Source organism: Mycolicibacterium llatzerense, assembly GCF_000878195.1.
In the GTDB taxonomy this organism is placed as follows: Bacteria; Actinomycetota; Actinomycetes; order Mycobacteriales; family Mycobacteriaceae; genus Mycobacterium; species Mycobacterium llatzerense.
Window position 1 is genome coordinate 1 of sequence record NZ_JXST01000056.1, and the last position, 14,060, is coordinate 14,060.

Annotated in this window: 11 protein-coding genes; 9 read left to right on the forward strand and 2 right to left on the reverse strand. The window is 68.8% G+C overall.

Features of this window, described 5'->3' with window-relative positions; genetic code table 11:
* Nucleotides 1-1,658, forward strand: a 1,658-nt coding sequence (locus TL10_RS26665) for a sulfatase-like hydrolase/transferase (protein ID WP_234711548.1), incomplete at its 5' end; no start/stop codon positions are given.
* Between the two features lies 1 nt (nucleotide 1,659).
* Here the strand turns inward: TL10_RS26665 and TL10_RS26670 are convergent.
* The gene (locus tag TL10_RS26670) at nucleotides 1,660-2,874 is read right to left on the reverse strand and encodes a serine hydrolase domain-containing protein (protein ID WP_043393072.1); all 1,215 of its coding nucleotides are present in this window, start codon (nucleotides 2,872-2,874) and stop codon (nucleotides 1,660-1,662) included.
* A 137-nt stretch (nucleotides 2,875-3,011) separates the two neighbouring features.
* Between TL10_RS26670 and TL10_RS26675 the strand changes: the two genes are divergently transcribed.
* From TL10_RS26675 to pyrF, 8 genes are all read left to right on the forward strand, one after another.
* Entirely contained in the window at nucleotides 3,012-4,316 is a 1,305-nt protein-coding gene (locus TL10_RS26675) for an MFS transporter (protein WP_043392698.1), read from the forward strand.
* Between the two features lie 67 nt (nucleotides 4,317-4,383).
* The gene (gene pyrR / locus TL10_RS26680; RefSeq protein WP_276525135.1) at nucleotides 4,384-4,980 is read left to right on the forward strand and encodes a bifunctional pyr operon transcriptional regulator/uracil phosphoribosyltransferase PyrR; all 597 of its coding nucleotides are present in this window, start codon (nucleotides 4,384-4,386) and stop codon (nucleotides 4,978-4,980) included.
* The gene (locus tag TL10_RS26685; protein WP_043988033.1) at nucleotides 4,977-5,921 is read left to right on the forward strand and encodes an aspartate carbamoyltransferase catalytic subunit; all 945 of its coding nucleotides are present in this window, start codon (nucleotides 4,977-4,979) and stop codon (nucleotides 5,919-5,921) included. The genes pyrR and TL10_RS26685 overlap by 4 nt, the downstream gene beginning before the upstream one ends.
* Nucleotides 5,918-7,201, forward strand: a complete 1,284-nt coding sequence (locus TL10_RS26690) for a dihydroorotase (RefSeq protein ID WP_043988034.1) — start codon at nucleotides 5,918-5,920, stop codon at nucleotides 7,199-7,201. The genes TL10_RS26685 and TL10_RS26690 overlap by 4 nt, the downstream gene beginning before the upstream one ends.
* Nucleotides 7,198-7,701: a PH-like domain-containing protein gene (locus TL10_RS26695; RefSeq protein ID WP_043988035.1), complete on the forward strand. Its 504-nt coding sequence runs from the start codon at nucleotides 7,198-7,200 to the stop codon at nucleotides 7,699-7,701. Before TL10_RS26690 ends, TL10_RS26695 begins: the two co-directional genes overlap by 4 nt.
* The gene (carA, locus tag TL10_RS26700; RefSeq protein WP_043988036.1) at nucleotides 7,698-8,849 is read left to right on the forward strand and encodes a glutamine-hydrolyzing carbamoyl-phosphate synthase small subunit; all 1,152 of its coding nucleotides are present in this window, start codon (nucleotides 7,698-7,700) and stop codon (nucleotides 8,847-8,849) included. The genes TL10_RS26695 and carA overlap by 4 nt, the downstream gene beginning before the upstream one ends.
* The gene (gene carB / locus TL10_RS26705; RefSeq protein ID WP_043392682.1) at nucleotides 8,849-12,190 is read left to right on the forward strand and encodes a carbamoyl-phosphate synthase large subunit; all 3,342 of its coding nucleotides are present in this window, start codon (nucleotides 8,849-8,851) and stop codon (nucleotides 12,188-12,190) included. Before carA ends, carB begins: the two co-directional genes overlap by 1 nt.
* Entirely contained in the window at nucleotides 12,187-12,993 is an 807-nt protein-coding gene (gene pyrF, locus TL10_RS26710; protein WP_081936589.1) for an orotidine-5'-phosphate decarboxylase, read from the forward strand. Before carB ends, pyrF begins: the two co-directional genes overlap by 4 nt.
* 3 nt (nucleotides 12,994-12,996) lie before the next feature.
* Here pyrF and TL10_RS26715 read toward each other — a convergent pair whose 3' ends face one another.
* Nucleotides 12,997-14,040: a DUF2330 domain-containing protein gene (locus tag TL10_RS26715; protein WP_043392679.1), complete on the reverse strand. Its 1,044-nt coding sequence runs from the start codon at nucleotides 14,038-14,040 to the stop codon at nucleotides 12,997-12,999.
* Nucleotides 14,041-14,060: the final 20 nt, after the last annotated feature.

Here is a 14,060-nt window from a genome sequence, read left to right on the forward strand (position 1 = left end):
ACCGGCGCACAGTTCTCAAGGGCACGGCGGCGGCAGCGGGGGTGGCGGCGGCGGGGGTGGGCGGCTATCAGCTGTTGTCCCGTGCGGGCCGCGAGCGTGCGGCGGGCAGGCCCAACATTCTGGTGGTCATCGTGGACCAGATGCGCGCGCCCCAATGGTTTCCCGATGCGAAACGGCTCGGCGAACTACTGCCCAACCTGGACCGGCTCCGGCAGCGCAGCGTGTCCTTCGAGCGGCACTACTCGGCATCCAACATGTGCACGCCGTCGCGCGGCGTCCTGACCACGGGGCTCTACTCGCACCAGACGGGGTGCCTGTACACCGGCGAGGGACCCACCGAATCCACGTTGGCGCCCCGCTTCCCGACCTGGGGCACCATGCTGCGCGAGCAGGGTTACCGGACGTGGTGGTGGGGCAAGTGGCACCTGGGCCACGTTTCCGACACCACCCCGGACGGCCTTGACGCACACGGTTTTTCGGGTGGCACGTTTCCGTCGCCCAACGGTGGCCCGAACCAGGGCCTGCAGGTCGACCACACCATCGTCGACCAGTTCGACGGCTGGTTCGCCGACCACGCCGGCAGCGGCCCGTGGTGCACCACGGTGTCCCTGGTGAATCCGCACGACATCTGCTGGTGGCCGAGAAACCCACTGCCGGACGATGTTCCGCACGTGTTCTCCGGGATGCCGATCAACTTCGAGACGCCCGAGGACATGCGCCGCCGCGGTAAGCCGCAGTTGCAGATCGACTACATGAACTTCATGTCGCCGCTGATGACCGGCCCGGTGCCGTATTCGGGTCCGGAGATGGCGGCACAGTGGGCCCGGTGCCTCGACAACTATCTGTGGCTGCATCAGCAGGTGGATGTCCAGATCGGCCGGGTGCTGGACACCCTGGCGTCGCGCCCGGACGTGGAGCGCGACACCGTGGTGGTGTTCACCTCGGACCACGGCGAGTACGCCGGCTCGCACGGCCTGCGCGGCAAGGGCGCGGCGATCTACGAAGAGTCGATCCGGGTGCCGCTGTACGTGCACGACCCCGCCGGCCACCTGACCCCCAAACCAGGGGAGCGCCGCGGCCAGCTGACCTCCAGTGTGGACATCGCTCCGCTGCTGCTGACCGTCGCCACCGGCGGCAACGGCTGGCGTTCGGACAGCCGCTTCAGCTACCTGCAGGCGCGGGGTGACATCGCCGCCATCGCCGCGAATCCCGGTGCGGCGGGCCGCCGTTGGGTCGCGCACGCCACCGACGACATGTCCGTGGAAGAAATGGCGGCACTGATGAAATCGCCTGCGGTGCAGAAGATGATGGGTGGCGGGCCGATATCCACCGAGATTCCGACGTCGGCGCCCAGCCACATCGTCGCGGTCCGGACGCCCGACGCGAAGTTCGGCCGCTACTCGTACTGGCAGCCCGGCGGCATGGAGACCGATCGCACCCGCAAGATCGACTACGAGCTCTACGACTACGAGTCACCCTCGGGCGCGCAGGAACTCGACAACCAGGCGGGTCGCAGCGGCAAGCAGGCCAAGCTGCAGGGGCTGCTCGACAACGAGGTGCTGCCCGAGCTGCGGGCGCCGCTGCCGGCCTGGATGCACGATGCCCAGGAGCAGGGCATGGCCGACATGCACCGGCTCACCGTCGCCCGGGCGGGCTGACTTACAAGCCCAGCGCCTGATACGTCCGCTTCACGAATTTCGGTCGCGCCGAACGGAGTTTGGCCTGCGAGGCGTTGCCGGCGACCGCGGCGGCGGCATCCACACTGAGCTCCGGCTGATTCTGGATCAGGTAGATCAGGATCAGGTTCGCGCTCGGGTCGGCCTGCCACCAGGTGCCGAACGCGCCCGGCCAGCTGAACGTGCCCGGCCCGCCCGGACCGAAGAACGGCGTGGCCTTGGCCTCGTCGGTGACCAGGGACAGGTTCAACCCGAAGCCGCGGCCGATCCAGAACGGCGCGCCCAGGAACTGTTGGTGCTTCTGCTCGGCGGTGAGCCGGTCCGTGCGCATCGACGCCACCGATTCCTCCGACAGCACCCGAACCCCGTCGACCTCGCCGCCGGCCAGCAGCATCCGCGCGAACGTCAGATAGTCGTCGACGGTCGACCACAGCCCGCCGCCGCCGGCGCAGAACGTCGGCGGCATCACCTGGGGCGGCCCCATTTTTCCGGGCTGCAGCGTCAGCGTGTCCCCGTTGGGGGCCAGCTGGTACATCGTCGCGGCTCGCCGCCGGCCCGAGTGTGTCACCGCGAAACCGGTGTCCACCATGTTGAGCGGCTTGAAGATGCGCTCCGCCAACACATCTGGCAGCGGCTTGCCCTCGAGGCGGGACAGGATGAAGCCCAGCACGTCGGTCGATTGGCTGTAGGTCAGCGCGTCACCGGGCTGATGGGCCAGCGGCAGTTGGCCGAGCTCGGCCAGCCAGCGGTCCGGATCCTGCAGCGACTGCAACTTGTTGTAGGCCTTGCCCAGTGGCGGCGGCACCGTGAACCCGTAGGCCAGGCCGCCGCGGTGGGTCATCAGATCCTCGATGGTGATGGGCCGTCGCGCAGGCACAGAGCGGTCCAGCGGCCCGTCGAGGCTCGTCATCACGCGCGGGTTGGCCAGCTCGGGCACCCAGTTCGCGATGGGATCGGTCAGCGCCAGCCGGCCTTCGTCGACCAGCGTCATCGCGGCGGCGACGGTGACGGGCTTGGACATCGACGCGATACGGAAGACGGTGTCGCGTTCCATCGGCAGCTTGGCGTCCACGTCACGGTGACCGAGAGTGTTGACCTGCCGGACCGCGCCGTCCTGCCACACCAGCGTGACCGCCCCGGCCAGCAGGCCGGTGTCGATCGCCGCGCTGACCGATTCGGTGTTCGCGTCGAGATTCACCCCGGTCACGTTAGCCGGTGACAGCGGGGCGCTCGCGGCGCCATCCGAGCCATCGGGAAGTAAATTGATCAGCAGCAGACCGGCGGTAGGCAATACTGCCTGACGTGGCTGCAGACCCGTCGACCCCGCACACGCCGATGAACAAGGTGGCGTTCGCCAGTTTCATCGGCACCGCGATCGAGTTCTACGACTTCTACATCTACGGGACCGCCGCGGCGCTGATCTTCCCGCAGGTGTTCTTCCCGAACCTGCCGCCGGCCATGGCGACCATCTCGTCGCTGGCCACCTTCGCGGTCGCGTTCCTGGCCCGCCCGATCGGCGCGGCGGTCTTCGGGCATTTCGGAGATCGCCTGGGCCGCAAGAAGACTCTCGTCGCGACACTGCTCATCATGGGCCTGTCCACCGTCGGCGTCGGCCTGGTGCCCAGCTCGGCGTCGATCGGCATCGCCGCGCCGATCATCCTGCTCACGCTGCGCGTGTTCCAGGGCTTCGCGGTGGGCGGGGAATGGGCCGGTTCGGCACTGCTGTCCGCCGAATACGCCCCGGCCGGAAAACGCGGCATGTACGGGATGTTCACCCAACTGGGCGCGGGCGCCGGCCTGGCGGTCAGCAACCTGGTGGTGCTGATCGCCAATGTGACGATCGGGGAGAAGAGCCCGGTGTTCCTGGACTGGGGCTGGCGGCTGCCGTTCCTGTTCAGCGCGGTGCTGCTGGCCGTGGCGCTGTACGTCCGGTTGAGCATCGACGAGACCCCGGTGTTCGTGGCGGAGCAGAAGCGGGGCACGGTGCCCCGTGCGCCGCTGTCGGAACTGATGCGCCGGCAGAGCAAGCAGGTGTTGCTCGGTGCCGGCTGCATGGTCGGCATCTTCACCATGAGCTTCCTCGGCGGTACCTACCTGATGAGCTACGCCAGCACCCGCATCCACCATCCGCGGACCCTGATCCTCGCCGTCGGTGTGCTCGCGGGCGTATCGCTCATGGTGTTCTCGGCGATCTCGGCCGTGCTGTGCGACCGGTACGGCCGGCGCCGCATCATCCTGGTGGGCTTCGGGCTGGCGCTGCCGTGGGCATTCCTCGTCATGCCGCTGATCGACTCCGGGTCCCCGGTGGCCTTCGCGGTGGCGATCGCCGGCATCTTCTGCATCTTCGGGCTCGCCTACGGACCGATCGGGGCGTTCCTGCCTGAGACGTTCGCCACCCGTTACCGCTACACCGGTGCCGGCATGGCCTTCAACCTCGCCGGGATCGTCGGCGGTGCGTTGCCGCCGCTGGTCGCTGGGCCGCTGGTCGCCGCCCTCGGGAGCTGGGCAGTTGGGCTGATGATCGCCGTCTTCGTGCTGGTCAGCATCGTCTGCACGCTGGTGCTGCCGGAAACTCGGGGGGCGGTGCTCGACGAAGCGCAGGACACCATGCCTGACGGCGACGCGGTGGCGGCCTGCTAAGCTACGCGGCTAGTTAGACGTCCTTTAACGATCCGTCCAGAGAGGCGGAGAAGGAGGTCAGGTACTCGTGGCTGCTCACGAAACTGGCGTGTCCGGTGACCCCACCGACCGGGAATTGCTGTCCGCCGCCGACGTCGGCCGGACCATCTCGCGCATCGCGCACCAGATCATCGAAAAGACCGCGCTCGACGCGCCCGACGCACCGCGCGTCGTGCTCCTCGGCATCCCGACCCGCGGTGTCACCCTGGCCGCCCGGATCGCCGAGAAGGTCAAGGAATTCTCCGGTACCGAATTGCCCACCGGAGCGCTCGACATCACGCTGTACCGCGACGACCTCAACTTCAAGCCGCCGCGGGCGCTGGCCTCGACCTCGATTCCGGAGGGCGGCATCGATGACGCGACGGTGATCCTCGTCGACGACGTCCTGTACTCAGGCCGCTCCGTGCGCTCGGCCCTCGATGCGCTGCGCGACATCGGCCGCCCCCGCATGGTGCAGCTGGCCGTCCTCGTCGACCGTGGCCACCGCGAACTGCCCATCCGGGCCGACTACGTCGGCAAGAACGTCCCGACGTCGCGCAGCGAGAACGTCAAGGTGCGCTTGTCCGAAACCGACGGCGGAGACGACCACGTCTCCATTGCCCCTTACGGAGGACCCACCAGGTGAAGCATCTGCTGTCCGCCTCGGACCTGAGTCGCGAACAGGCCACGGCCATCCTCGACGACGCCGACAGGTTCCGCGAAGCGCTGCTGGGCCGCGACGTCAAGAAGCTGCCGACGTTGCGCGGCCGCACCGTGATCACCATGTTCTACGAGAACTCCACCCGCACCCGGGTGTCGTTCGAGGTCGCCGGTAAGTGGATGAGCGCCGACGTCATCAACGTCAGCGCCTCCGGATCCTCGGTGGCCAAGGGGGAGTCGCTGCGGGACACCGCGCTGACCCTGCGCGCCGCCGGAGCCGACGCGCTGATCATCCGGCACCCGGCTTCCGGTGCGGCACAACAACTTGCGGCCTGGACCCTGGACGAGCACGGTGGTCCGTCTGTGATCAATGCCGGCGACGGCACCCACGAACACCCGACGCAGGCACTGCTGGATGCGCTGACCATCCGTCAGCGCCTCGGCGGTATCGAGGGCCGGCGGGTGGTGATCGTCGGCGACATCCTGCACAGCCGGGTGGCGCGCTCGAATGTCTCGCTGCTGTCGACACTCGGCGCCGAGGTGGTGCTGGTGGCGCCGCCGACGCTGCTGCCGGTCGGGGTCGCGGACTGGCCGGTGGCCGTCTCGCACGACCTGGATGCCGAACTGCCGGCCGCCGACGCGGTGCTGATGCTGCGCGTGCAGGCCGAGCGGATGAACGGCGCGTTCTTCCCGTCGGCGCGCGAGTACTCGGTGCGCTTCGGCCTGTCGGAGAAGCGCCTGGCCGGCTTGAGCGAGGACACGGTGGTGCTGCACCCCGGTCCGATGCTGCGCGGCATGGAGATCGCGTCGTCGGTCGCGGATTCGTCGCAATCAGCTGTACTGCAACAGGTTTCGAATGGGGTGCATGTGCGCATGGCAGTGCTGTTCCAGCTTCTCGTTGGCGCCGGCCGGGAGGTGATCGCATGAGTGTCTTGATTCGTGGCGTTCGCCTCTACGGCGAGGGCGATCCGGTCGACGTGCTGATCGCCGATGGGCAGATCGCCGAAATCGGGACCGGCCTGACCGGTGACGAGATCATCGACGCCGCCGGCCAGGTCATGCTGCCCGGCTTCGTGGACCTGCACACCCACCTGCGCGAGCCCGGCCGCGAATACGCCGAGGACATCGAAACCGGTTCGGCGGCAGCCGCTCTCGGTGGTTACACCGCGGTGTTCGCCATGGCCAACACCGATCCGGTCGCCGACACCGTCGTCGTCACCGACCACGTCTGGCACCGCGGGCAGCAAGTCGGCCTGGTCGACGTGCATCCGGTCGGCGCGGTCACCGTCGGACTCGACGGCAAGCAGCTCACCGAGATGGGCCTGATGGCCGCCGGCGCCGGGCAGGTCCGGATGTTCTCCGACGACGGCATCTGCGTCGACGACCCGCTGGTGATGCGCCGGGCCCTGGAATACGCAGCGGGACTCGGGGTCCTGATCGCCCAGCACGCCGAGGAACCGCGCCTGACCGTCGACGCCGTCGCGCACGAAGGCCCGAACGCCGCCCGGCTGGGACTGGCCGGCTGGCCGCGCTCGGCCGAAGAGTCCATCGTGGCCCGCGACGCGATCCTGGCCCGCGACGCCGGTGCCCGGGTGCACATCTGCCACGCCTCCACCGCGGGCACCGTCGAGCTGATCAAGTGGGCCAAGGCCCAGGGCATTTCGATCACCGCCGAGGTCACCCCGCACCACCTGTTGCTGGACGACTCGCGCTTGGCTGATTACGACGGCCGCAACCGGGTCAACCCGCCGCTGCGCGAGGCCAGCGACGCCGAGGCGCTGCGCCAGGCCCTGGCCGACGGGGTGATCGACTGCGTCGCAACCGATCACGCCCCGCACGCCGAACACGAGAAGATGTGCGAGTTCGCCCACGCCCGGCCCGGCATGCTCGGCCTGCAGACCGCACTGTCGGTCGTCGTCGAAACCATGGTGGCGCCCGGCCTCCTGAGCTGGCGCGACGTGGCCCGCGTGATGAGCGAGGCCCCGGCCGCCATCGTCGGCCTGCCCGACCAGGGCCGCCCGCTGGCGGTCGGCGAACCCGCCAACCTGACCGTGGTGAATCCCGACGCCACCTGGACGGTGCAGGGCACCGGCCTGGCCAGCCGTTCGGACAACACGCCGTACGAGTCGATGACGCTGCCCGCCACCGTCACCGTGACGATGCTGCGCGGCAAGGTGACTGCGCGGGACGGGCGGAGTCCCGCGTGAACACTCCGACACTGGTCACCTACCTGGTGCTGGCCGCCGTCGTGGTGGTGCTGCTCGGGTTCGCGGTCCGGCAGATGCTCAAGGGCTGGATGCACCGGGTGCAGCGCCAGGCCGGCGCGGTCGGGCTGCTGCCCGCGCTGCCCGACACCGTGGGTCCGGCGACGGTCTCGGCCACCAAGGGCATGTACATCGGCAGCACCTTCACGCCGAGCTGGCAGGACCGAATTGCCGTGGGCTCCCTCGGTTTTCGCAGCAAGGCCGTGCTGACGCGCTACCCCGAAGGCATCATGCTGCAGCTCACCGGCGGCAGCCCGATCTGGATTCCCGAGGAATCCATCACCGCGATCCGCACCGAGCGGGCCATCGCCGGCAAGGTGCTCACCTACGACGGGATTCTCGCCATCCGGTGGCAACTCCCGTCGGGCACCGAAATCGATACCGGATTCCGCAGCGACGACCGTCGCGAACTGGCCAAATGGGTTGAGGAGGACAGTAAGTGACGAGTGACCAGACCGCCGTGCTGGTGCTGGAGGACGGCCGGGTGTTCACCGGAACACCGTTCGGCGCCGTGGGCCAGACCCTGGGAGAGGCGGTGTTCTCCACCGGCATGTCCGGCTACCAGGAGACCCTGACCGACCCGAGCTACCACCGGCAGATCGTGGTGGCCACCGCCCCGCAGATCGGCAACACCGGCTGGAACGGCGAGGACAACGAGAGCCGCGACGACAAGATCTGGGTCGCGGGCTACGCGGTCCGTGACCCGTCGCCGCGCGCCTCGAACTGGCGGGCCACCGGCACCCTCGACGACGAGCTGGTGCGTCAGGGCATCGTGGGTGTCGCCGGCGTCGACACCCGCGCCATCGTGCGCCACCTGCGCAACTTCGGGTCGATGAAGGCCGGCGTGTTCTCCGGAGCCGCTTTGGCGGCGACATCAGGCGCGGGTCCGGCGTCCGTCGATGAGCTGGTGGACCGCGTGCGCAACCAGCCGTCGATGCTCGGCGCGGACCTGGCCGGCGAGGTCAGCACCGATGGCCGATATGTGGTGGAACCCAATGGGGCGCACCGCTTTTCCATCGCGGCCATCGACCTCGGCATCAAGACCAACACCCCGCGCAACTTCGCGGCCCGCGGCATCCGCAGCCACGTGCTGCCGTCGTCGGTGACCTTCGATGAGATCGCCGACCTCAAGGTCGACGGGGTCTTCCTATCCAACGGCCCGGGTGACCCGGCGACCGCCGACCACATGGTCGAGTTCACCAAGCAGGTGCTGTCGGCCGGAATTCCGTTGTTCGGCATCTGCTTCGGCAACCAGATTCTGGGCCGCGCCTTCGGCCGGTCCACCTACAAGATGACCTTCGGCCACCGCGGCATCAACATCCCGGTGGTGGAAAAGGCCACCGGCCGCATCGCGATCACCGCGCAGAACCACGGCTTCGCGCTGGAAGGTGAAGCCGGGGAAGAGTTCGACACCCCGTTCGGCCGCGCGGTGGTCAGTCACACCTGCGCCAACGACGGTGTGGTGGAGGGTGTTTCGCTGCTGGACGGTCGCGCCTTCTCGGTGCAGTACCACCCGGAGGCGGCGGCCGGCCCACACGACGCCGAGTACCTGTTCGACAAGTTCGCCGATCTCATGGCAGGGGATAAGTAATGCCACGCCGTACAGACCTCAACCACATCCTGGTCATCGGGTCCGGCCCGATCGTCATCGGCCAGGCCTGCGAGTTCGACTACTCGGGCACCCAGGCCTGCCGCGTGCTGCGCGCCGAGGGGCTGCAGGTCAGCCTGATCAACTCCAACCCGGCCACGATCATGACCGACCCGGAGTACGCCGACAACACATACGTCGAGCCCATCACTGCCGCCTTCGTCGAGAAGATTTTTGCGCAACAGGCCGAGCGCGGGAACAAGATCGACGCGGTATTGGCCACCCTCGGCGGGCAGACCGCGCTCAACACCGCGGTCGCGCTGCACGAGAACGGTGTGCTGGAGAAGTACGGCGTCGAGATGATCGGCGCGGACTTCGACGCCATCCAGCGCGGCGAGGACCGGCAGAAGTTCAAGGACATCGTCGCCAAGGTCGGCGGCGAATCCGCCCGCAGCCGGGTCTGTTTCACCATGGACGAGGTCCGCGACACCGTCGCCGACCTGGGTCTGCCGGTGGTGGTTCGGCCGTCGTTCACCATGGGTGGCCTGGGCTCGGGTATGGCCTACACCAACGAGGACGTGGAGCGGATGGCCGGCGAGGGCCTGGCCGCATCGCCTTCTGCCAATGTGCTGATCGAGGAATCGATCTACGGCTGGAAGGAATACGAGCTCGAGCTGATGCGCGACCATCACGACAACGTGGTGATCGTCTGCTCGATCGAGAACTTCGATCCGATGGGTGTGCACACCGGTGACTCGGTGACCGTCGCGCCCGCCATGACCCTGACCGACCGCGAATACCAGAAGATGCGTGACCTGGGCATCGCGATCCTGCGCGAGGTCGGCGTCGACACCGGTGGCTGCAACATCCAGTTCGCCATCAACCCGGCAGACGGCCGTCTGATCGTCATCGAGATGAACCCGCGGGTGTCGCGGTCGAGTGCATTGGCTTCCAAGGCAACGGGTTTCCCGATCGCCAAGATCGCCGCCAAGCTGGCCATCGGCTACACCCTCGACGAGATCGTCAACGACATCACGAAGGAAACGCCGGCCTGTTTCGAGCCGACCCTGGACTACGTCGTAGTCAAGGCACCGCGGTTCGCGTTCGAGAAGTTCCCCGGCGCCGACCAGACCCTGACCACCACCATGAAGTCGGTGGGCGAGGCGATGTCGTTGGGCCGCAACTTCATCGAGGCGCTCGGCAAGGTGATGCGGTCGCTGGAGACCAAGCGGGCCGGCTTCTGGACCGGTCTTGATGTCGACAAGACCCTCGACGAGCTGCTCGACGGACTGCGCACCGCGACCGACGGCCGGCTCTATGACATCGAACAGGCGCTGCGCCTTGGTGGTTCGGTCGAGGCCGTGGCCGAGGCATCCGGGGTGGACCCGTGGTTCATCGACCAGATCGCCACCCTGGTGGCGCTGCGCGGCGAACTCGTCGACGCCCCGGTGCTCAATGAGCGCCTGCTGCGTCGTGCCAAGCACAGCGGCCTGTCCGACCGCCAGATCGCCGCGCTGCGGCCGGAATTGGCGGGCGAGACCGGCGTGCGCGCGCTGCGCGAGCGGCTCGGCATCCGGCCGGTGTACAAGACCGTCGACACCTGTGCCGCTGAGTTCGACGCCAAGACGCCGTACCACTACAGCAGCTACGAGCTGGACCCCGCGGCCGAGACCGAGGTGGCCCCGCAGACCGAGAAGCCCAAGGTGCTGATCCTGGGCTCCGGCCCGAACCGCATCGGGCAGGGCATCGAGTTCGACTACAGCTGCGTGCACGCGGCAACCACGTTGAGCGAGGCCGGTTTCGAGACCGTGATGGTCAACTGCAACCCGGAGACCGTCTCGACCGACTACGACACCGCTGACCGGCTGTACTTCGAGCCGCTCACCTTCGAGGACGTGCTCGAGGTCTACCACGCCGAGCAGACCTCCGGGGCCGGCGGCCCGGGTGTGGTCGGCGTGATCGTGCAGCTCGGTGGCCAGACGCCGCTGGGCCTGGCCGACCGGCTGGAGAAGGCCGGCGTGCCGATCGTCGGTACCAGCCCCAAGGCCATCGACCTGGCCGAGGATCGCGGCGAGTTCGGTGAGGTGCTGCGCTTGGCCGGGTTGCCCGCCCCGCGCTTCGGCACCGCAACGAGTTTCGAGCAGGCCCGCCGCATCGCCGCCGACATCGGCTACCCGGTCCTGGTGCGTCCGTCGTACGTGCTGGGCGGCCGCGGCATGGAGATCGTCTACGACGAGCAGACCCTGCAGGGCTACATCGAGCGCGCCACCGAGCTCTCACCCGAGCACCCGGTGCTGGTCGACCGGTTCCTCGAAGACGCCATCGAGATCGACGTCGACGCCCTGTGCGACGGCACCGAGGTGTACATCGGCGGCGTGATGGAGCACATCGAGGAGGCCGGTATCCACTCCGGCGACTCGGCCTGTGCGCTGCCGCCGGTCACGTTGGGCCGCACCGACATCGCCGCCGTGCGGAAGGCCACCGAGGCCATCGCCCACGGCATCGGCGTGGTCGGGCTGCTCAACGTGCAGTACGCGCTCAAGGACGACGTGCTCTACGTGCTGGAGGCCAACCCGCGTGCCAGCCGGACCGTGCCCTTCGTGTCGAAGGCCACCGCCGTGCCGCTCGCCAAGGCCTGTGCCCGGATCATGTTGGGCGCCAACATCGCCCAGCTGCGTGCCGAAGGCATCCTGGTCGCCGAGGGCGACGGCGCCGCTGTCGCGTCCAACGCGCCGATCGCGGTGAAGGAAGCCGTGCTGCCGTTCCACCGGTTCCGCAAAGCCGATGGCTCGCAGGTCGATTCGCTGCTCGGGCCGGAGATGAAGTCGACGGGCGAGGTCATGGGTATCGACAGCGATTTCGGTACCGCCTTCGCCAAGAGCCAGACCGCGGCCTACGGCTCGCTGCCCTCGGGCGGCACGGTGTTCGTGTCGGTGGCCAACCGCGACAAGCGCTCGCTGGTGTTCCCGGTCAAGCGGCTGGCCGATCTCGGCTTCCGGGTGCTGGCCACCGAGGGCACCGCGGAGATGCTGCGCCGCAACGGCATTCCGTGTGAGGTCGTGCGTAAGAACTTCGAGGAACCCAGCCCGGACCGGCCGGCGATGTCGGCGGTCGACGCCATCAAGGCCGGCGAGGTCGACATGGTGATCAACACGCCGTACGGCAACTCGGGTCCGCGTATCGACGGCTACGAGATTCGGTCGGCCGCGGTGTCGGCCAGCATCCCGTGCGTGACGACGGTGCAGGGCGCCTCGGCCGCGGTGCAGGGCATCGAAGCCGGCATCCGCGGAGACATCGGGGTCCGGTCGCTGCAGGAGCTGCACAGCCAGTTGGGTGCCAAGTGAGCTTCGGCTCAAAACTGCGCGCTGCCATGGCACAGCGGGGTCCGCTGTGCCTTGGCATCGACCCGCACCCGGAGCTCTTGAGCGCCTGGGGTCTGCCCGTTTCGGCGGACGGTGTGGCGGCGTTCAGTGACATCTGCGTCGAGGCGTTCGCGGGTTTCGCGATCGTCAAGCCGCAGGTCGCGTTTTTCGAGGCCTACGGTGCGGCCGGGTTCGCCGTCCTGGAGCGGACCATCGCCCGGCTGCGGGAGGCCGGCGTGCTGGTGTTGGCCGACGCCAAGCGCGGCGACATCGGCTCGACCATGGCCGCCTACGCCCAGGCGTGGGCCGGTGATTCGCCGCTGGCCGCCGATGCGGTGACGGCATCGCCGTACCTCGGCTTCGGCTCGCTGCAGCCACTGCTCGACGTCGCCGCCGCCAACGGCCGTGGGGTGTTCGTGCTGGCTGCCACGTCCAATCCGGAGGGTGCTTCGGTGCAGCGCGCGGTGGCCGGTGACCGCACGGTGGCGCAGTCGATCGTCGACTCCGTCGCCGCGGTGAACGCCGGTGCCGATGGCTCGGTGGGCGTCGTGGTCGGCGCGACGCTGGCGGAGGTGCCCGATCTGTCCCGGCTGGGCGGACCGGTGCTCATGCCCGGAGTCGGCGCGCAGGGCGGCCGTCCCGACGCGCTGGCCGGGCTCGGCGGCGCCCAGCCCGGCACTCTGCTGCCTGCGGTGTCGCGCGAGGTGCTCCGGGCCGGACCGGACGTCGCGGCCGTGCGGGCCGCGGGGGAGCGGTTGCGCGATGCCGTCGCTTATCTGGCCTGAGGCCTACTCGGCCTGACGCCTGCGGCGCCGGCGAATCCAGAGCACCGCGACCAACACCCCGCCGCCGAGCGCGGCCGCGAGCAGTGCCAGCCCCGTGACGCCGCCGCGGTCGCGGGTCCGGTAGACGACCTGTGCGTAGTCGGAATCCGTTGCGGCACTGGTGAATACGTAGTCGCCGTCGATGAGCTGGGGCTGGCCGAGATAATTGGTCCAGTGGGTCAGGTAGCGGCCCTGGTAGCCGGCCAAGGCCGGTGAGTCGGTCCGGCCGGCGTACTGCAGGGTCGGGGCGTTCCCGGAGACGGGTACCGAGCTCGGATCCATCCGGTGGTCGGCCAGCACATACAGGTCGACACTCTGCGGCCCCGTCGCCGACCGGGACAGCCGCATCGGATAGACGGCGGTGCTGGACGCGAACGACAGCCGCAGCGGTTGCAAGGTTCCCGTCAGCGTGGTGTCACCCGCATCCGGGGCGAGCTGGATCGCGACGATCTCCCAACGGGCCGCGACGTAGTACGCGAGGTTGGCGTCGAGTCCGTCGGGGTGGGGGAAGCCTTTGGCTGTCAGCCAGCTCGTGAGGGCGGCCGGGTCATCGGCGGCCAGGCGCGTGACGTCGAACGGCCCGATCCGCCGGCTGGACAGCACGTTGACGCCGCCGGGACGCGCGCCCGCCCCTTCGAGTGCACCCCGCGAACCTCCGGTGAGCCAGTCGAAGGTGGGCCACCAGTTGTCCCGGTATTCGATCCGCGGCGCAGTGATGCGCGCCAGCTCGTCGAACACTCCTCCGTCGCCCAAGGTGACCTGGGCGGCAGACGGGACGGGCATCACCCAGGCGGCCCGATCCGAGGCGCCGCGAATCCCGAACGACATGAGGATGTCCTCGGTGCTGCCGTCCCACGCGATGAGGGCCCGTTCGTCGACGACGGCGGCTCCGGCGCGGTCGGGGATGTAAGCGCCACAGCCGCAGGCCCATGCCGGAGCTGCGATGTTCACCGTCAGGGAGGCGAACATCAGCATCGAGACGCACAGCAACCGGTACGCGACAGCCATCGGCATGAACGTACCGGCCG